The organism is Lentzea sp. NPDC092896, assembly GCF_044754905.1.
Classification (GTDB): domain Bacteria; phylum Actinomycetota; class Actinomycetes; order Mycobacteriales; family Pseudonocardiaceae; genus Lentzea.
Genome location: NZ_JBIVPX010000012.1, coordinates 197,226 through 214,626, shown reverse-complemented (window position 1 = coordinate 214,626; position 17,401 = coordinate 197,226). Strand labels below are relative to the sequence as shown.

The following is a 17,401-nucleotide window of genomic DNA, read 5'->3' as shown; positions in this document are numbered from 1 at the left end:
TCACAGCATCTCGATGACCGCGCAACCCCAGCTGTAACCGGCGCCCACGCCGAACATCACGATCCGCTGGCCCGACGTCGCCTTGCCGGTCTGCACCAGGTGGTCGAAGCTCGCGAACTGGTCGCCGGCGCCGAGGTGCCCGACCGTGCGGCTCCACTCCCACGTGGTGCGCTCCGGCTCGATGTCGTACGGGCGCAGGTAGTTCACGTCCAGCCGGCGGCGGCCGAAGTGCGGCAGGATGATCCAGTCCGCGTCACCGATCTTCATGTCGGCGTCGGACAGGGCCTGCTCCACGGCGAGCGCCTGGCCCGCGTTGGCCTTGTTGATGCCGTAGGACAGCCCGAACTCGCGGCTGAACGTGTGCTTGGCCTCCTCGAAGTCCACCGGGATGCGGTGCGAGAACGGCGCGAGGCCGAACGGCACGTCGCCGCGGTGCAGCGGTTCGAGGTCGGAATCCGCATTGATGGCCAACGAAAGCAGCTTCGCGTAACCGCCGCGGGTGGACAGCACGAGAGCCGACGCACCGTCGCCGTAGGGCGTTCCGGGGTCGGTCTTCCAGCGGTCGATTCCGGGCAGGCAGAAGCGATCTGAGGACGTCAGGAGGGCATCCCTGCCGGGACGGGCGATCAGGTAGGACACCGCGAGGTCCATGGCGGCCAGACCGCCGTTGGACATCTGCCGGATCTCCAGCGCCAGGCAGGAGTTCCTGACCGTCTCGCGCTGGATGTAGGAACCGACCGGCCACAGGTCCTGGCCCTGGTGGTAGGTGGTGGCGTGCAGGATCAGGTCGACGTCGTCGGGCTGCGATCCCGCCCGTGCCAACGCGACCCGTGCCGCCTCGACCGCCATCTCGGCCGCCGACTCGTGCGGGGACACGGACACGGACTCGACGTCCGTCCGCGAGACGAGCTTCGGCTCGCACTCCCCCGACGCGATCGCGTCCGCGACGTTCAGCGTCGAGGGCAGGCGCACGCCGCTGCCATTGACGAAAACATCCTTCACTCGCACCGCGGTCAGACCTCCTTCAGCGCACGTGCGACGCGCACGACGCGTTCCGCCTGAATCTGGGCCGCCTGCAACGCGATCTCGTCGACCGGCAGGTTGTCCGCGCCCAGGACGTGAGAGGTGCCGTAGGGATTCAGGTTTCCTCCCGGCGGCACGATGATCCCGCCGAAGTGGCAGACCATGTTGTAGATCGACACGAGCGTGGTCTCCATGCCTCCGTGCAGGCTGCCGCCGGAGGTGAACGCGCTGTACACCTTGTCGGCCAGCAGACCGCTGAACCAGGCGGGCCCCAGCGTGTCGATGAACTGCTTGAGCTGCGCGGACACGTTGCCGAAGCGGGTCGGCGTGCCGAAGACGACGGCGTCGGCCCACAGCACGTCGTCGACCGACGCGACGGGGACGTCCGCGGTCTCCTCCAGGTGCGCCGCCCAGGCCGGCCTGGATCGCCACGCCGCCTCGGGCGCCAGCTCCGCAGCCCGTACCAGCCGCACCTCGGCGCCGTGCTTCTCGGCCGTCTCGGAGATCTCCGAGGCGATCCGGTGAATCGTTCCCGTCGAGGAGTAGTACACGACTGTCACGTTGACGCTGCGTTCCATGACGCATCCCTTCGCGAGGCAGCTCGGTTCACCCTTGCCGGGCCGCCTTGATGTGGCGTGGAGCGCGACATGAACGTTGGGAGATATGGTGTCGCGCGGAGGGGCGCGATGATCAGGGTTCTGCTCGCGGAGGACATGCACATGGTGCGCGGTGCTCTCATCGCGCTGCTCAACCTCGAACCGGACATCGAGGTCGTGGCCGAGGTGAGCTCCGGCGACAAGATCGTGCCGGCGGCGCGCCAGCACGGTCCCGACGTCTGTGTGATCGACATCGACCTGCCGATCCTCGACGGGCTGAGCGCCGCGACGACGATCCGCGAGACGATGCCGCAGGTCAGGACGTTGATGCTGACGTCGCTGGGCCGTCCGGGGACGTTGCGCAGGGCGCTGGCGGCCCGCGTGGACGGTTTTCTGCTCAAGGACGCGCCGCCGACGGAGCTCGCCGACGCGATCCGCCGCGTCGCCGCCGGGGAACGCGTCGTGGACAGCCAGCTGGCCCTGGCCGCGTGGGATCGCGGCGAGTGCCCGCTGACCGACCGCGAGCTGGAGGTCCTCCGGCTGGCCGCGAACGGTGCCGACGCGCCTGACATCGCTGTCGCGCTGTCCCTTTCGGTCGGCACGGTCCGCAACTACATGACGACGATCATGACCAAGCTCAACGGCCGCAACCGGGTGGACGCCATCCGCATCGCCGAGGAAGCCGGCTGGCTGTAGCTGTGCGGATGGCATCGCTCAGGCTGCCCGCTGCTGGCTGGCGCGCAGGTCGAAGCCGGGCTGGGCGACGATCTCCGGGGTGAGCGAGTTGCCGCCCTCCAGGATCCGGCGCCCCATCAGGAAGTCGATCGGCCGGTTGTAGGCCTCGATTCCAATCAACCTGTCATTTTTGAAGCAGAACACGGAGAACCTGCCCTCGGCCGGGTCGCCGACGGTGACCGTGCGGTCGTGGCCGTTGGTGAGGCCCGCGGTCTGCAGCTTCACGTCGTACTGGTCGCTCCAGAACCACGGCAGGGCGGTGTAGGGCTCCGCGCTGCCCATGATGGCCGCCGCGACCGTGGTGCCCTGGTCGGTGGCGTTCTGCACCGACTCCAGGCGGATCAGGCCGCCGGCGTGCGTGCTGGCGAACCGCGCGCAGTCGCCGAGCGCGTGGACGCGCGGGTCGACGGTGCGCAGGTGGGAGTCGACGAGGATGCCGTTGTCGACCGCGAGCCCCGCGCGCTGGGCGATCTCGGTGTTCGGGATGACGCCGATGCCCGCGACCACGAGGTCCGCGACGAGCACCGTGCCGTCCGTGAGCTCGACCAGGCCTTCCCTGACCGCCGCGACGCCCGTTCCGGTGAGGATCTGGACGCCTTCGCTGCGGTGGCGGTTGACGAGGTGCTGGGCCGTCTCCGCGGACACCGCCCGTTGCATCACCTGGCCCTGCGCCTCGACGACGGTCACCTCGTGGCGCAGTTTCCTGACCACGGCGGCGAACTCGAGGCCGATGAACCCTCCGCCGATGACGACGACGTCGAGCCCGATCTGGCCGTCGAGCCGTTCCCGGATCGCGTCCGCGTCGGCGACCGTGCGCAGGTTCAGCACGTGCTCGGCGCCGGGGATGGGCAACGGCCGCGGCCGCGCGCCCGTCGCGAACACCAGGTGGTCGTAGCTGATCGTGCGGGCACATCCCAGCACCGCGACCCGTGCCTGGCGGTCGACCCCGATCACCCGCTCGCCGGTCACGAGCTTGATGCCGTGGTCGTCGTAGTACGAGTCCTGCCTCAGGACCAGCCCGGCGAGGTCGGTCTCCCCCGCCAGGTAGGCCTTCGTGAGCGGGGGCCGCTGGTACGGCGCGGCCTGCTCGTCACCGATGAGCGTGATGGGGCCGCGGTGTCCCTGCTCGCGCAGGGACACCGCGACCTGGCAGCCCGCCTGCCCGGCCCCGACGACGACTACCGACTCGCCGCGCATGTCAGTAGTTGCCCAGCCCGCCGCAGACGTTGAGCGCCTGTGCGGTGATCGAGGACGCGGTGTCCGTGGTCAGGTACGTCACGAGACCGGCGACCTCTTCCGGCGTGCTGTACCGACCCAGCGGGATCTTGGCGTTGAACTTCTCGAGGACCTCTTCCTCGGAGACACCCCAGTGGTTCGCGTAGCCCTGGCGGACGCGGCCGGCCATGGGCGTCTCGACGTAGCCGGGGCACACCGCGTTGACGGTGATCCCGGACTTCGCGAGCTCGATGCCGACGGCCTTGCTGAACCCGACGACGCCGTGCTTGGACGCCGAGTAGGGCGCGGCGAACACGACGCCCTGCTTGCCGCCGGTGGAGGCGATGTTGATGATCCGGCCCCAGGACTGCTCGACCATCTTGCCGGTGCTCAAAACCTCTTTGGTGAACCGGAAGACACCGTTGAGGTTGGTGTCGATGACGTCCAGCCAGAGGTCCTCGTCCAGCTCGGCGGTGATGCCGCCGCCACCGCGACCCGCGTTGTTCACGAGGATCTCGATGGGGCCGAAGACCTCGACGGCCTTCTGCACCGCGGTGCGGATGTCCTCTGTGGACGTCACGTCGGAGGCGGCGCCGTCGGCCTCGATGCCTTCTTCACGCAGCTGCTTCACCGTGGTCTGGACGTTCTCGGCGTTGCGGGCCACGACGAAGACCGCGTGTCCCTCCCTGCCGAGACTGCGGGCGACCTCGAGACCGATTCCGCTGGTGGCGCCCGTGACCAGGGCGACCCGTCGCTTGCTCATGCTTCTCTCCCTCAGAGTTGCTTCTCAGGCATGTGCACGACGAGCCCGTCCTGCTCCTCGGTCACGGGGATCTGGCAGCTCAGCCGGCTGTTCTCCTTGCGCTCGCAGGCGGTGAAGTAGAGAAGCTCGTCCTCCACCTGGTGCATCTGCGACAGCGGCTTGGTGTTCTCCGGGTCGACGTACACGTGGCACGTACCGCACGAGGCCCCACCACCGCACTGGGCGACGATTCCCTTGATGCCGTTGAGAACCGCGCCGCGCATCACGGAGTCGTTCTGGGCCACGTCGACAACGGTCTCGATGCCGTCGTGCGAAACGTAAGTGATCTTTGGCATGGCAGTTCTCCCACGGATCTGCGGCTCGCCGGACGTGGTTCACCTTGAACGTCATCGCTTTGCACGTGGTGGAGACCACCTTGAGCGTTCAGGAGCTTGCCGGAACAGCAAGTTCGCGTGCGTTCCTCTCCGGAGCGACCGAGAATCGAGCCATGCCGAGGAAACGCGACCAACCGCCGCCCAGGACCGGCGGGAGTGAGACCGAGGTCCTGCGCGGGTTCCTCGACTACCTGCGCGCGGCGGTGATCGCCAAGGTGGAGGGTGCACCCGAACCCCAGGTCCGGACCGCGATGGTCCCGTCGGGAACGAACCTGCTGGGGTTGTTGCGCCACCTCACGTTCGTGGAGCGAGCGACGTTCCTGGGCGTGAAGCCGCGCGGCTGGAAGGCAACCTTCCACGTGCCCGAGGGCGACAGCGTCGCGCACGTCGTGGCCGGCTACCGGGAGGCGGTGGAGCGGGCCGACGAGGTGATCGACGGCAGTGCCGCCGAAGACGTCCGGTGGCGGCTCGCGCACATGATCGAGGAGACCGGCCGGCACGCCGGGCACGCCGACGTCGTCCGGGAGCTGATCGACGGGCGGACCGGGCGCTGACCTCGAACACCCCGTCCCGCCACAAACCGGGCGGGTGGCTCGCGGTTCCGCTGGCATTCGAGCAGGTCTTGCGACGCTGCGGTGTCGGCGTACACCCACACGCGGAGGTTCCACCGTGCCCCTCAAGGAGTTCTACGACCAGCAGGTGAACTGGTCACCGCCGTTCGAGGACGGCCTTGAACGCGCGACGGTCGTCGTGCCACGCGACTATTCCGACCCGGACGGTCCCAAGCTCACCATCGCGATCGCCCGTCTCAAGGCCACGGACAAGGCCCAGCGCCGCGGTGTGCTGCTGGCCGTCAACGGCGGACCCGGTGGCGACGGCGGCGACGGCCTCGGGCTGATCAAGCGCCTCGGCAGCCGGGTCCGGACCGCCTACGACCTCATCGGGTTCGACCCGCGCGGGTACGGCGAGTCCACCAAGCTCTACGCCGAGGTGACGATTCCCAAGGCGCCCTTCGACTCCCGGCCGCCGGACTCGCTCTTCGAGCAGCTGGCCGAGGACATGCGGCTGCGCGAGCTCGGTTGCGAGAAGGGCGGCGGCGACCTGCGCCCGCACATCACCACCCGCAACACCGCCCGTGACATGGACCTGATCCGCGTCGTGCTGGGCGAGGAGAAGATCTCGTTCGTCGGGTACGCGTACGGCGTGTACGTCGGCGCCGTCTACGGCACCATGTTCTCGGAGAACCTCGACCGCACGGTCTTCGACTCGTGCATCAATCCACAGTGGACGTGGCGCGAGCAGTTCGTCACCCAGGCGGAGGCGGTCTACCGCAACGTCGCGCTGTGGGCGGACTGGACCGCCGAGCGCGACGGGCACTTCCACCTCGGCAACACCTCGGCAGCCGTCATCGCCGAGATCGAGGCCGTCGTCGCGAAGCTCGAAGAAGGCGACCAGATCCAGCTCCGCACGCTGTTCGACGGCGCGGTGGGCACGCGGGCCACGGACCGCGGGCAGTGGGACTCGCTGGGCTACCTCGTCGGCGACCTGCGCACCACGTTGCAGGACGCCAACTTCGAGAAGGCGCGGGCGTTGATCGTCGGGCAGGCCACCTGGCGGCCGCAGGACTCCGAGGGCGACCTGCGGGTCGGCGTGCTGGAGGCCATCACGCTGGAGACCTACTGGCCGCAGGACCTGGAGGTCTACTACGCCGACGTCCGCAAGCACCGCGCCGAGCACCCGTACGGCTACGGCGTGCTGCGCGCCCAGCCGTGGGTCGGCGCGTTCCGGACGTTCGAAAGCCTGGAGCCGCCGACGAAACTGGCGCAGCCGGGCTACCCCAAGGGTCTCGTGGTGCAGGCCGACGGCGACCCGATGGACCGCGTCGAGGGCGGCATCGAGCTGGCCGCGCTGCTGGACCACCCGCTCGTCCTCATCGAGGACTCCGGCGACCACGAGGTGTACGGGCTGGCGGGCAACGAGGTTCTCGACTCGCTGGTCGACGACTACCTCGTCGACGGTGTGCTGCCGGCGAGCAAGCACACCAGGATTCCCGGGCACGTGCAGCGCCCGAACATCCCGAAGGACTGACGCACCAACGAAAAGGGCCCCGCACCGAGGTGCGGGGCCCTTTCTCGTGAAGCTCAGTCCTCGGCGGGGATGTCCCACGTGACCGGCAGCTCCCAGAGGCCGTAGATCACGGCGCCTTCCTTGCGCGGGATCTCCAGGAACGGCTTCGCGAGCCGCAGCGAGGGGATCCGCTGGAACAGCGTCGACCACACGAGCTGCATCTCCAGGCGCGCCAGGTCGGCACCGATGCAGTGGTGCAGGCCGTGCCCGAACCCGAGGTGCTTGCGGGTGCCGCGCTCCAGGATCAGCTTCTCCGGCTCCGGGAAGATCTCCGGGTCGCGGTTGCCGTTGAGACCCAGGCACAGGATGCCGTCGCCGGCCTTGATGGTCTTGCCGCCGATCTCGATGTCCTCCAGCGCGACGCGCGGGATGGCGGTGTCACCGATGGTCGCGAGGCGCACGAGCTCCTCGACGGCCGGCTCGATCATGCCCTCCGGGTCGTCCAGCAGCAGCTTGAGCTGGTCCGGGTTCTCCAGCAGCGCGGCGGTGCCCAGCGACAGCATCGAGGCCGTGGTCTCGTGGCCGCCGTTCATCAGCAGGCGGATCATGTTGAACAGGTCGCGGCGCGTGTACTCCTCGCCGGACGCGGCGTACTCCGCCATCGCGCGGCTGAGCAGGTCCTCGCCGGGCTCCTTCTCCTTCAACGTGATCAGCTTGTCGACGTAGGCGTTCACCTCGACGATCGCGGCCTGACGCTGTTCGGGCGTCGAGTGGCCGCCGAGCAGACACGTGCCGTGCTCGATGAAGAAGTCGTGCTCGTCCTGCGGAATGCCGAGCAGCTCGCAGATGACCGTCATCGGCACGGCGAGCGAGAACTCGCGGTGGAAGTCGATCGGCGGCGTCATGTTCAGGATCTTGTCGATGTACTCGTCGACGATCTCCTGGATGCGCGGGCGGAGGCGCTTCACCTGGCGGTTGGTGAACGTCACGGCCGCCTTGCGCCGGGTCTTGGTGTGCTCCGGGTTGTCGTAGCCGATGAACGACGTCTCGGTGCGGAACTCCGGCGGCGCGATGAAGTAGAACGGGAAGTTGTCGTGCTTGCGCGACGCGCTGATCCGCGGGTCCGTCAGGAGCTGCTTGATGGTGTGGTAGCCGCTGATCGTCCAGATCCGCAGACCGGAACCGGTCAGCGTCACCTCGACGACGTCCTCCTCGGCCATCTCGGTGTACTGCGCGGGCGGGGTGAACGGGCATGTGCGCTTGTACGGGAACGTGTCCACACCTGGCTCGGTGGCGCTGCTGGTCATCTGCGTCTTCCTCCTAGTCGAAAAGTTGGCTCACGCCAGATCAGCGCCGCCATCGAGCGTGATGACTTGACCGGTGACCCACGAGCTCGCGGGCTCGGCGAACCGGGTGATCCACGGAACGACGTCGTCGACCTCGCCGGTGCGACCCAGAGGCGTCTGCGAGGCCTGGAAGCCGAAGTAGCCCTCGACCTCCTCGGGGCTCAAACCGTTGGCGGAGTACACCTCCGTGCGCACCGCTGCGGGCGCGACCGCGTTGACGCGGATGCCCTGCGGGGCCAGTTCGAGGGCCCAGCTGCGCACCAGGCTGTCCACGGCGGCCTTGCTGGCGCCGTACACGCCACCACCCGGCACCGCGATGTGCCCGGCGTTGCTGGAGACGAACACGATGCTGCCGCCGGGCGAAGTCAGCTGCGGCAACAGCTTGGCGGTCAGCACCAGCGGGCCGACCAGGTTGGTGTCCAGCACGTCCCGCGCGGTGGCGAGGTCGAACCCCGCGACCGGCGTGAAGCGGAAGATGCCGGCGTTGTGCACGAGCACGTCCACCCTGCCGCCGCCCAGTTTCACGGCGTCGGCGACCTTCTGCGCGCCTTCGTCCGTCGTCACGTCCGCGACGACCGCGGTGATCGCGGGGTGCAGGGCGACGACCTCGGTGAGCCGGTTCTCCCGGCGGCCGGTGATGATCACGTTCGCGGCGCCGAGGTCGGCGAACGCCAGCGCCGCCGCGCGGCCGATGCCGGTTCCCCCACCCGTCACGACGACCTGCTGTCCGGCAAATGGTGCGTCCGACATGACGCCTCCAGCTTCTTTCCACTCGGTAGGGCAGTCAGCGACAACCCTGCTGGGTGTTCCTTGAGTCCAGGTCTAGCTGGGACGGAAACCCTGGGGAGCATGGGAACTCTTGCGGTGGGCAGGTGGCGCGCCCGAGTCGGCAGACCCGGTGGCCACACGGAGAGCGAGTTCGAGTTCGCGCGCGACGGCACAGCGATGCTGGTCGTGGGCGGAAAGGGAGCGGGCACGTGGACCCAGACGGGTCCCGACACGTTCAGCTATCGGATCAACGAGGAACTGACCGAGGCTCCGGGGACGATCGAGATCGCCCAGGACGCCGTGCTGCGCGGCGACGAGTTCGTCAGCAACGGCAACGCGGTGGTGCGCCTGGCGAACGGCACGACAGCGCGTGAGGCGGCAATCAGCATCACGGCGCAAAGGCTGGGCTAGAACCTCGAAGGGGGCGCCAGTCAAGGCGCCCCCTTCTCCACACGCGCGTCAGGAGATCTTGACCGTCACGTTGCCGGTGTACTTGCCCGCCAACAGCGACAGCAACGCCTGCGGCGCGGTCTTGACCCCGCCCTCCACGATGGTGTGCGGGAAGACGAACTTGCCCTCCTGCAGCCACTGTCCGAAGTGGACGACCCAGTCCTGGATCTGCTCCGGCAGGTGGTAGCAGGCGAACGGGCGGATCTCCAGGTGCTTGGTGATCGCCGTCATCAGGTCGATCCGCGGGTGCTCGGCCGTGCCGTCGTTCTGGTTGGCCAGCGCGCCGCACAACGCGAAGCGGGCGTGCGGACGGGCCGCCTGGAGCGCGGCCTCGAACTGCTCGCCACCGACGTTGTCGAAGAACACGCTGATGCCGTCCGGCGCCAGCTCGCGCAGCCGGTCGGACACCGGGCCGTCCTTGTAGTTGAACGCGGCGTCGAAGCCGAGCTCGTTCACCAGCCAGTCGACCTTCTCCTGGCTGCCGGCCGAGCCGATCACCTTGGCGCCACGGGCTTTCGCGATCTGCCCGGCCAGCGACCCGACGCCGCCGGCGGCACCGGTGACGAACACGACGTCGCCCTCACCGGCCTGCGCGATGGTCGCCATGCCGTAGTAGGCCGTCGGCCCCTGCGACAGGAAGTAGACCGGCGACGGCACGTAGTGCGGGTTCTGCTTGATGAACTGCTGCGCCGGGCCGACCCAGTACTCCTGCCACGGGCCGAACGACTGCACCAGGTCGCCGACCTCCAGGTCGGGGCTGTTCGACTTCACGACCGTGCCGACACCACCGCCACCCGCGGGATCGCCGACCTTCCACGGCGGCACGCCGGGGATCTGGCAGTCGGACCTCATGAACTCCTTGAAGGCGGCGGCCACCGACACGTAGTCGACGCGCACCAACACCTCACCGTCACCGGGCTCGGGGACGGCCACCTCGACGACGTCGAAGTGCTCGAGGGTCAGGTCGTCCTCGACGTGCTTGGCGAGCCTGACCTCCCACTGCTTCTCGGGGATGCTCATGGCTCTCCTTCTATCTATCCCCAGGTGACGGGGAGGCTGACGAGTGAGTGGTTGATTTCGCCCTGGTGCCACTTCAGGTCCGCGTACGGCACCGCGAGCCTGAGGTCGGGGAAACGGCGGGTCAGACCTTCGATGGCGATCGCCATCTCCATGCGCCCCAGCTGCTTGCCGAGGCAGTAGTGCACGCCGTGCCCGAACGCGATGTGCGGGTTCGAGGCGCGGTCGATGTCGAGCCGCTGCGGGTTCTCGAAGACGTCCTCGTCGCGGTTCGCCGACGACAGCACGAAGAACACCGCGTCGCCCTTCGCGATCTTCTGCCCGCCGAGCTCCAGGTCCTCCGCCGCGATGCGGTGGAAACCGGTGGTGTCGGTGGCGAAGAGGTTGACGTGCCGCAGGAGTTCCTCGACGGCCGCGGGGATCAGCGACGGGTCGGCGACGAGCCGCCGCCACGTGTCCGGGTGGTCGTGCAGCAACGCCAGCACGGAGTTGGAGATCTGGTTCGCGGCGGTGTCGAAGCCGGCGCCGATGAGGGTGAACGCGAACGTCACCAGCTCCTGCTCGCTCAGCTTGTCGTCGTTGTCCCGCGCGGAGATCAGGTCCGACAGCATGTCCTGGCCGGGCTTCTCGCGCTTCTGCGCGATCAGGCCCATGACGTACCCGGCGAGCCTGCCGAACGCCCGCATCGGCGCCTCGGGGTCGTTCTCGTCGAACGTCGCGAACGCCCGCGCGTCCGTCTCGAAGATCTTCAGGTCCTCGGTCGGCACGCCGAGCAGGTCACCGATGATCGTGAGCGGCAGCGGAACGCAAAGCGCCTCAACGAGGTTGACCGGCGCGCCCTTGAGCTCGACGGCGTCGAGCAGCTCGTCTGCCACCTTCTGCACGCCCGCGCGCATCGCCTCGACCTTGCGGACGGTGAACGCGCCCATCACCAGCTTGCGCAGCCGGGAATGCTCGGACCCGTCCAGCGAGATGATCATCTCGGGGGTGGTGGTCATGGCGCCGCCGACCTGGGGAGCACCCTCGACGCACGTCAACGCGCGGCTCAGCCTGGGGTCGGCGAGCCCGGCGCGGACGTCCTCGTACTTGGTGATCACCCAGGTCGGCGTGCCGGAGTTGGTGGGCACCTTGGCCACCGGGCACTCGGCGCGCAGCTTGTCGTACTTGGGGTCCGGGCCGCGGTAGGAGGAACCGCTGAACGGGAACTCCTCGTCCAGTTCAAGGGGCAGCACGGGAACACCTCCGGGGGGATCACATCGGCCTGGCCTCGCGCCGAACCTTGCTACGCGCACCTCGAAGGCGGCTCGAAACCTGAATGTCGACCGGGATTTGAGCCCCCGTACCTACCTTCGCGCCATGGACACTGCACTCGTGCCGTTCCGGGTCGAGGTTCCCGACTCCGAACTGGCGGACCTCACACGGCGGCTGGCAGCGACCAGGTGGCCGGACGCGGAGACCGTGGACGACTGGTCGCAGGGCATGCCCCTGGCCTACGCCAAGGACCTGGCCGAGTACTGGGCGAACGTCTACGACTGGCGCGCCACCGAGGCGAAGCTCAACGCCATCCCCCAGTTCAGGACGGAGATCGACGGCGTCGGGATCCACTTCCTGCACGCGCGTTCCCCGCACCCGCAGGCGAAGCCGTTGCTGCTCACGCACGGCTGGCCGGGTTCGGTCGCGGAGTTCCTCGACGTCATCGAGCCGCTGACCAACCCGCCGGACCCGGCCGACGCCTTCCACGTCGTCGCGCCCTCGTTGCCCGGCTACGGTTTCAGCGACAAGCCGACCGGAACCGGCTGGACGCTGGAACGCATCGCCGCGTCGTTCGTCACGCTGATGGGCCGCGTCGGCTACGACAAGTTCTACGCGCACGGCAACGACTGGGGCTCGTTCATCACGGGCATCCTCGGCCACATCGCGCCGGACCACGTCGAGGCGATCCACCTCGTGATGCCGTTCGCCCCAGCACCCGATGCGGAAGTCCAGCTGACACAAGAGGACTACAAGGGTCTCGGCGCGCTCAAGGAGTTCGCCGCCAAGGAGTCCGCGTACGCGGCGGTGATGAACACCAAGCCGCAGTCGCTGGCGTACGGGTTGACCGACTCCCCCATCGGCCAGCTCGGCTGGGCCGGTGAGAAGTACTGGTCGTGGAGCGACCACGACGGCGACGCGGAGAAGATCATCTCGCGCGACCGGATCCTCGACATGGTCTCGGTGTGCTGGTTCACCGCCACGGCCGCGTCGTCGGGCCGGTTGTACTGGGAGAGCTACAACAAGTCACCGCTCACCCAGGTCGATGTGCCGACCGGGTTCTCGGTGTTCCCGGCCGACGCGCGGATGCCCAAGGCGTGGGCCGAGCACCGGTTCACCGATCTGCGCTACTGGCGGGAGATGCCGTCCGGCGGCCACTTCCCCGCGCTGGAGAACCCGGTCGTGCTCGTCGAGGAGCTGCGGACGTTCTTCCGGCTGGTGCGCTCATGACGGCCACGCTCAACAAGCCGGGCACCAGACTCGGCCTCGTGCTGGCCGTCTGCTGCCTGGCGCAGTTCATGAACGTGCTGGACGCGTCGGTCATGAACGTCGCGCTGCCGTCGATCTTCGAGGACCTCCGGTTCGAGCGGCACGACCTGCAGTGGGTCAACAGCGCGTACACGATCGCGGTGTGCGGCTTCCTGCTGCTGGGCGGCCGGCTCGCCGACCTGTTCGGACAGCGCCGGGTGTTCCTCTTCGGCGCGGCCCTGTTCACCGTCGCGAGCGCGGTCGGTGGCATGGCGACCTCGCCCGGCACCCTGATCGCGGCCCGCGGGTTCCAGGGCCTGGGCGCGGCCGTGATGGCACCGGCGTCGCTCACGGTCCTCGGCACCACGTTCCGCGACCCCACCGCCCGCGCGAAGGCCTTCGGCTGGTGGAGCGCGGTGTCCGGCACGGGCGGGGCGGTCGGCGTGCTGCTCGGCGGCATCGTCACCGAGTCGCTCGGCTGGCGCTGGGTGCTGCTGATCAACGTGCCGCTCGGCATCGCGCTGGTCTCCATGATCCGCGGTGCCGTGCCGGAGACGCCGAGCAACGGTGGCCGCAAGGCGCTCGACGTCCCCGGCGCGTTCACCGTGACACTCGGTCTGATGGCGCTGGTCTACGGCATCGCGCAGTCGCACGAGCTCGGCTGGGGTTCCTGGCAGGTCGCCGGATCGCTCGCGCTGGCGGTGGTCCTGTTCGCGTTCTTCCTGCGCCAGCAGACGGTGTCGAGCCATCCGCTGATGCCGCTGGGCATCTTCCGCAACCGCGCGGTGACGGCGGCGAACATCGTGGCGTTCTTCGCGATCGCGGCCCTGTTCAGCACCTTCTACTTCCTGACGCTGGTGCTGCAGCAGGTGATGGGCTTCAGCCCGTTGCAGACCGGTCTCGGCTACCTGCCGTTGTCGATCGGCATCGCGCTCGGTGGCTTCAGTGTGGCGCGGATCGTGCCGAAGATCGGTCCACGGCCGGTGCTGATCGCCGGTCTGCTCACGGCGACCGTCGGCCTGCTCTGGGTGTCCACAGCGGACGAGTCGTCGACGTTCCTCGGCTCGATCCTCATCCCGACCACGTTGCTGGGTCTGGGAATGGGCGCCGTTCTCAACGCCACCACCAACGCGGCGACGTCCGGTGTGCCGCGTGAGCAGGCGGGCCTCGCGTCCGGTCTGCTCAACACGATCCGCCAGATGGGCAGCGCGATCGGCCTGGTCGTCCTCGCGACGATGTCGTCGGCCCGCGCCGACTCCCTGCTGGCCCAGGGTGAACCGTTGCAGCACTCGCTCGGTTCCGGTTTCGGGCTGGCGTTGTTCGGTGCCGGCGTCTTCACCTTCTGCGGTGCGCTGGCCGCGATCGCCGTACCTCGCAAGAAGTAGCCCGCACAGCGAAAGGCCCGCCCGGAGAGTTCCGGGCGGGCCTTTCGCGTTTCAGAAACCCTTGCCGTGCAGGTCGACCGGCAGCGCGACGAGCCGGTGGTTCATGTCGGCCTTCTGCCACTCCAGGTCCTCCTCCGCGACGGCGAGGCGGGCGGCCGGGAAGCGCCGGGTCAGTTCCTCGAACGCGGTGGTCAGCTCGATGCGCGCGAGCGGGGCGCCGAGGCAGCGGTGGATCCCGTACCCGAACGCGAGGTGCGCGTTGTCGGTCCGCGTGAAGTCGAGCGTGTCGGGGTCGGTGAACAGCGTCTCGTCGCGGTTCGCCGAGTTGGTCGACACGAACACCGCGTCACCCTGGGGAATCGTCACGCCGAACAACTTCACGTCCTCGGTGGCGATCCGCGGCAGACCGGTCGTGTCGTTGGTGGACAACGTGATCCAGCGCAGCAGCTCCTCGACCGCCGCCGGCACCTCCTCCGGCCGCTCCCCCAGCCGCACCCACACGTCGCGGTGGTGCCCGAGCAACGTCAGGACCGAACTGGCCAGGTGACAGGCGGTGGAGTCACCACCGGCGCCGAGCAACGTGTAGCCGAGGCCGATGAGTTCGCCGACCTCCAGCTTGTCGTCACCGATCCGCGCCTCGGTCAGCGCCGACAGCACGTCGTCGCCGGGCGCGGCCATCTTCCCGAACACCAGCCCGGCCATGAACTCGCCGAGCTGCTCGCCCGCCGCGGCCGCCAGCTCCGGCGCGTCGACGGCGGCGAACTCCCGGATCAGTCGTGCGAACGTGTCGCGGTCGCCGGCGGGCACACCCAACAGGTCACTGATCGCGATGATGGCCAGGGGGAACGTGAACTTGCCGAGCAGATCGACCGGTCCCTCGAGAGCTTCGGAATCCGCCTGGTCCAGCAACTCTGCCACCAGCCGCTGGATTCTCGGTCGCATGGACTCGATCCGGTCGACCGAGAACGCCTGCGACACCAGGTCGCGCAGCCTCGTGTGCGCCGGCGGGTCCAGCGAGATGATCATCCCGGGCGGCGCCTGGAACAACCCGGGAAAGGTCGGCGCGGACGGTTCATAGGACGCCGCACGGGAAAACCGCACGTCGTCGAGCACCACGCGGACCGAGTCCTGCGTGGTCGCGACCCAGCAGTGACCGCCGCCGTTCGCCGGCAGGCGCACGACAGGACTCGACGCGCGGAACCCGGCGAACTCCGGCGCCGGACCGCGGTAACTGGATCCGGGAACGGGAAAGGAAACCACCGTGCGCTCCTCGCAGCTCTGGACAGTGTTTTCGCAGGTTAGGAGCCCTGACCTGAAGCACGGTCTAGTGCCGTTCGAGTGACCGGGTGAACGCTGTGCGTGATCAGCCATCCAGGCGAACCACCCAATTCGGGAGATCCACATGACCATCCTCGTCACCGGGGCGCGCGGCAACGTCGGCCGTCGCGTGCTCCAGCGGCTTTACGCGGCGGGTCACAGCCTGCGCGCGTCCGGCCGAAATCCCGCGGAACTCGACGTGCCCGAGGGCGTGGAGACAGTCGCGCTCGACCTCAACGACCCGGAGACGTTCGTCGCGGCCCTCGCCGGTGTCTCCAAGGTGCTGCTCTACGCGGAGCCGGACGGCATCGTGAAGTTCCTCGACGAGGCCGAGAAGGCCGGCGTCGAGCAGATCGTGCTGCTGTCGTCGAACACCGTGGGGCTGCCGGGCGCCGACCAGGACCCGTTGGCACACCACCACTTGCTCGTCGAGGAGGCCGTGGTCACCTCCGGCCTGAGCTACACGATCCTGCGGCCCGGTGCTTTCATGAGCAACGCGTTCGGCTGGAGCTACTCGCTGCAGGCCGGCGACACGATCGACCAGGTCTTCCCCGAGGCCCAGGTGGCCCCGGTGCACGAGGATGACATCGCTGACGTGGCGGTCGTCGCGCTCACCGAGAAGAAGCTCCAGGACGAGATCGTCGACCTCACCGGCCCGGAGTCGCTGACGTTCCGCCAGGAACTGGAGATCGTCGGCGACGTGCTCGGCCGCAAGCTCGTGATCAACGGCCTGACCCGTGAGGAGGGTGAGGCGCAGATGAGCAACTTCGTGCCGCCGCCCGTCCTGACCTCACTGCTCAACCAGTGGGAGGCCGCTGTCGGCGTCGTCGCGGACACCAGTGCCACGGCCGAACGGATCACCGGCAAGCCGGCCCGCACGTTCCGCCAGTGGGTCGAAGAGCACGCCTCGTTCCTGGTGTGACTGCCCACGGGCCGGAGTCGGGATGAGGGCGGCGGACCCGTCCCGGCTCCGTCCGTGCGCGGGTACTACACGCGAGCCATCGTGAACGTGATGTTCGAGGTGCCCAGGTTCGTGCCGTCCGCGAGGAAGAACGTGGACGGGCCGGAGCTGGTGAAGTTGTCCGGTCCACTTTGGACGGCGTCCTGGTCGAAGTCGACGTAGGCGAAGTAGGCGCCGTTCTCGTCGTAGACCTTCTCGCCGCGGAACTTGTAGTGGAACTTGTTGACGCCGGTCGACCACCACGTGCCCTGGGTGGTCGTGTTCTGCTCGTTGGTGACGAACACCTTGCCGTTGGCCTTGAACTGCAGCTTGGTCGGGTGGTCGCCGTCCGTCCTGGTCACGTACCCGGTCCAGGAGCCCACCGGTGTGCAGGTCGCGTTCGCCGCGGTCGCCATGCCTGTTAAAGCAAGCAGGACCACGGCCGTGACCGCTCCTGTGCGCGCGAAGGCGGTCGAACGTTTCGGAGTGAACGTCTGCATCTGTGTGGCTCCCAATCCCTGTTGCGTGCGACGGACGCGCGCAACCGTCGGTGAAACCCCTCGACGCAAACTTCAGAACGGCTCGAACGTGCGGTTTTCCGCCGCGGCCCAAGCTCGTCTCAACCCGAGTAACGCAAAGTTTTCGTTACTCAAGGGCTGACAGGGAGGACACCGTGGCCGAACGGGAGACAGAGCTCTGCGAGCTGTTCGGGGAGGTGCTCGGGGTACCGGGAATCGAACCGGAGGACCACTTCTTCGACCTGGGAGGACATTCGCTGCTGGCGTCGAAGCTGGTCAAGCAGGTCCACGAGCGGTACGGCGTCCGCGTCCCGTTGCGCAGCTTCTACGAGGACCCGACGGCGCGCGCCGTCGCCAAGCAGCTGGACCAGGCAGCCTAGGAGTTCGA

At 68.4% G+C, this 17,401-nt stretch carries 19 protein-coding genes; 8 read left to right on the top strand and 11 right to left on the bottom strand.

What is annotated here, in order from left to right:
- Both ACIQF0_RS41970 and ACIQF0_RS41965 read right to left on the bottom strand, forming a co-directional pair.
- Entirely contained in the window at positions 1–1,008 is a 1,008-nt protein-coding gene (locus ACIQF0_RS41970; protein WP_360042335.1) for a ketoacyl-ACP synthase III family protein, read from the bottom strand.
- A 5-nt stretch (positions 1,009–1,013) separates the two neighbouring features.
- Positions 1,014–1,601, bottom strand: a complete 588-nt coding sequence (locus ACIQF0_RS41965) for an NAD(P)H-dependent oxidoreductase (RefSeq protein ID WP_319978439.1) — start codon at positions 1,599–1,601, stop codon at positions 1,014–1,016.
- A 108-nt stretch (positions 1,602–1,709) separates the two neighbouring features.
- Between ACIQF0_RS41965 and ACIQF0_RS41960 the strand changes: the two genes are divergently transcribed.
- Positions 1,710–2,315, top strand: coding sequence for a DNA-binding response regulator (locus tag ACIQF0_RS41960; RefSeq protein WP_401039567.1), 606 nt, complete (start codon positions 1,710–1,712; stop codon positions 2,313–2,315).
- An 18-nt stretch (positions 2,316–2,333) separates the two neighbouring features.
- Here ACIQF0_RS41960 and ACIQF0_RS41955 read toward each other — a convergent pair whose 3' ends face one another.
- The 3 genes from ACIQF0_RS41955 to ACIQF0_RS41945 are packed head-to-tail and all read right to left on the bottom strand — an operon-like array spanning position 2,334 to position 4,667.
- Positions 2,334–3,551, bottom strand: coding sequence for an NAD(P)/FAD-dependent oxidoreductase (locus ACIQF0_RS41955; RefSeq protein WP_401039565.1), 1,218 nt, complete (start codon positions 3,549–3,551; stop codon positions 2,334–2,336).
- A gap of 1 nt (position 3,552) precedes the next feature.
- Entirely contained in the window at positions 3,553–4,332 is a 780-nt protein-coding gene (locus ACIQF0_RS41950) for an SDR family NAD(P)-dependent oxidoreductase (protein WP_093600062.1), read from the bottom strand.
- Positions 4,333–4,343: 11 nt separating this feature from the next.
- On the bottom strand, positions 4,344–4,667 hold the full coding sequence (locus ACIQF0_RS41945) for a 2Fe-2S iron-sulfur cluster-binding protein (RefSeq protein WP_093600065.1): 324 nt from the start codon (positions 4,665–4,667) through the stop codon (positions 4,344–4,346).
- 152 nt (positions 4,668–4,819) lie between these two features.
- On the opposite strand from ACIQF0_RS41945, the gene ACIQF0_RS41940 reads away from it, so the two are divergent.
- A complete protein-coding gene (locus tag ACIQF0_RS41940) occupies positions 4,820–5,260 on the top strand; it encodes a DinB family protein (protein WP_401039561.1) in 441 nt (146 codons plus the stop codon).
- 115 nt (positions 5,261–5,375) lie between these two features.
- The gene (locus tag ACIQF0_RS41935; protein ID WP_401039559.1) at positions 5,376–6,794 is read left to right on the top strand and encodes an alpha/beta fold hydrolase; all 1,419 of its coding nucleotides are present in this window, start codon (positions 5,376–5,378) and stop codon (positions 6,792–6,794) included.
- A 53-nt stretch (positions 6,795–6,847) separates the two neighbouring features.
- Here the strand turns inward: ACIQF0_RS41935 and ACIQF0_RS41930 are convergent, their stop codons facing one another.
- A complete protein-coding gene (locus tag ACIQF0_RS41930; RefSeq protein WP_401039557.1) occupies positions 6,848–8,080 on the bottom strand; it encodes a cytochrome P450 in 1,233 nt (410 codons plus the stop codon).
- Positions 8,081–8,110: 30 nt separating this feature from the next.
- Complete coding sequence (locus ACIQF0_RS41925) at positions 8,111–8,869, bottom strand: SDR family oxidoreductase (RefSeq protein WP_360042313.1); 759 nt, start codon at positions 8,867–8,869, stop codon at positions 8,111–8,113.
- A 99-nt stretch (positions 8,870–8,968) separates the two neighbouring features.
- On the opposite strand from ACIQF0_RS41925, the gene ACIQF0_RS41920 reads away from it, so the two are divergent.
- Positions 8,969–9,298, top strand: a complete 330-nt coding sequence (locus ACIQF0_RS41920) for a hypothetical protein (RefSeq protein WP_401039555.1) — start codon at positions 8,969–8,971, stop codon at positions 9,296–9,298.
- Between the two features lie 48 nt (positions 9,299–9,346).
- On the opposite strand, the gene ACIQF0_RS41915 is transcribed toward ACIQF0_RS41920, so the two are convergent.
- Positions 9,347–10,357 (bottom strand): zinc-binding dehydrogenase, encoded by a 1,011-nt coding sequence (locus ACIQF0_RS41915; protein ID WP_401039553.1) that lies wholly within the window; start codon positions 10,355–10,357, stop codon positions 9,347–9,349.
- A gap of 14 nt (positions 10,358–10,371) precedes the next feature.
- A complete protein-coding gene (locus ACIQF0_RS41910) occupies positions 10,372–11,586 on the bottom strand; it encodes a cytochrome P450 (protein ID WP_401039550.1) in 1,215 nt (404 codons plus the stop codon).
- 124 nt (positions 11,587–11,710) lie between these two features.
- On the opposite strand from ACIQF0_RS41910, the gene ACIQF0_RS41905 reads away from it, so the two are divergent.
- Together ACIQF0_RS41905 and ACIQF0_RS41900 are read left to right on the top strand one after the other, a co-directional pair.
- On the top strand, positions 11,711–12,835 hold the full coding sequence (locus ACIQF0_RS41905) for an epoxide hydrolase family protein (RefSeq protein ID WP_401039547.1): 1,125 nt from the start codon (positions 11,711–11,713) through the stop codon (positions 12,833–12,835).
- Positions 12,832–14,238 carry an MFS transporter gene (locus ACIQF0_RS41900; protein ID WP_401039544.1) on the top strand — a complete coding sequence of 469 codons (1,407 nt, stop codon included), beginning with the start codon at positions 12,832–12,834 and terminating at the stop codon, positions 14,236–14,238. Before ACIQF0_RS41905 ends, ACIQF0_RS41900 begins: the two co-directional genes overlap by 4 nt.
- Positions 14,239–14,289: 51 nt before the next feature.
- On the opposite strand, the gene ACIQF0_RS41895 is transcribed toward ACIQF0_RS41900, so the two are convergent.
- Complete coding sequence (locus ACIQF0_RS41895) at positions 14,290–15,498, bottom strand: cytochrome P450 (protein WP_401039541.1); 1,209 nt, start codon at positions 15,496–15,498, stop codon at positions 14,290–14,292.
- 142 nt (positions 15,499–15,640) lie between these two features.
- Between ACIQF0_RS41895 and ACIQF0_RS41890 the strand changes: the two genes are divergently transcribed.
- Positions 15,641–16,477 carry an NAD(P)H-binding protein gene (locus tag ACIQF0_RS41890; protein WP_360042294.1) on the top strand — a complete coding sequence of 279 codons (837 nt, stop codon included), beginning with the start codon at positions 15,641–15,643 and terminating at the stop codon, positions 16,475–16,477.
- 65 nt (positions 16,478–16,542) lie between these two features.
- Here the strand turns inward: ACIQF0_RS41890 and ACIQF0_RS41885 are convergent, their stop codons facing one another.
- A complete protein-coding gene (locus tag ACIQF0_RS41885; RefSeq protein ID WP_401039538.1) occupies positions 16,543–16,995 on the bottom strand; it encodes a hypothetical protein in 453 nt (150 codons plus the stop codon).
- A gap of 173 nt (positions 16,996–17,168) precedes the next feature.
- Here ACIQF0_RS41885 and ACIQF0_RS41880 point away from each other — a divergent pair, with 173 nt between their 5' ends.
- On the top strand, positions 17,169–17,393 hold the full coding sequence (locus tag ACIQF0_RS41880) for an acyl carrier protein (RefSeq protein WP_093600101.1): 225 nt from the start codon (positions 17,169–17,171) through the stop codon (positions 17,391–17,393).
- Positions 17,394–17,401: the final 8 nt, after the last annotated feature.

What these genes read in the sequence shown, in the direction of transcription:
- ACIQF0_RS41930 (WP_401039557.1), bottom strand. Translation starts at nt 8,080, where the DNA reads ATGACCAGCAGCGCCACCGAGCCAGGTGTGGACACGTTCCCGTACAAG.
- ACIQF0_RS41925 (WP_360042313.1), bottom strand. Translation starts at nt 8,869, where the DNA reads ATGTCGGACGCACCATTTGCCGGACAGCAGGTCGTCGTGACGGGTGGG.
- ACIQF0_RS41890 (WP_360042294.1), top strand. Translation starts at nt 15,641, where the DNA reads ATGACCATCCTCGTCACCGGGGCGCGCGGCAACGTCGGCCGTCGCGTG.
- ACIQF0_RS41920 (WP_401039555.1), top strand. Translation starts at nt 8,969, where the DNA reads ATGGGAACTCTTGCGGTGGGCAGGTGGCGCGCCCGAGTCGGCAGACCC.
- ACIQF0_RS41965 (WP_319978439.1), bottom strand. Translation starts at nt 1,601, where the DNA reads ATGGAACGCAGCGTCAACGTGACAGTCGTGTACTACTCCTCGACGGGA.
- ACIQF0_RS41950 (WP_093600062.1), bottom strand. Translation starts at nt 4,332, where the DNA reads ATGAGCAAGCGACGGGTCGCCCTGGTCACGGGCGCCACCAGCGGAATC.
- ACIQF0_RS41915 (WP_401039553.1), bottom strand. Translation starts at nt 10,357, where the DNA reads ATGAGCATCCCCGAGAAGCAGTGGGAGGTCAGGCTCGCCAAGCACGTC.
- ACIQF0_RS41955 (WP_401039565.1), bottom strand. Translation starts at nt 3,551, where the DNA reads ATGCGCGGCGAGTCGGTAGTCGTCGTCGGGGCCGGGCAGGCGGGCTGC.
- ACIQF0_RS41905 (WP_401039547.1), top strand. Translation starts at nt 11,711, where the DNA reads ATGGACACTGCACTCGTGCCGTTCCGGGTCGAGGTTCCCGACTCCGAA.
- ACIQF0_RS41945 (WP_093600065.1), bottom strand. Translation starts at nt 4,667, where the DNA reads ATGCCAAAGATCACTTACGTTTCGCACGACGGCATCGAGACCGTTGTC.
- ACIQF0_RS41940 (WP_401039561.1), top strand. Translation starts at nt 4,820, where the DNA reads ATGCCGAGGAAACGCGACCAACCGCCGCCCAGGACCGGCGGGAGTGAG.
- ACIQF0_RS41900 (WP_401039544.1), top strand. Translation starts at nt 12,832, where the DNA reads ATGACGGCCACGCTCAACAAGCCGGGCACCAGACTCGGCCTCGTGCTG.
- ACIQF0_RS41885 (WP_401039538.1), bottom strand. Translation starts at nt 16,995, where the DNA reads ATGCAGACGTTCACTCCGAAACGTTCGACCGCCTTCGCGCGCACAGGA.
- ACIQF0_RS41960 (WP_401039567.1), top strand. Translation starts at nt 1,710, where the DNA reads ATGATCAGGGTTCTGCTCGCGGAGGACATGCACATGGTGCGCGGTGCT.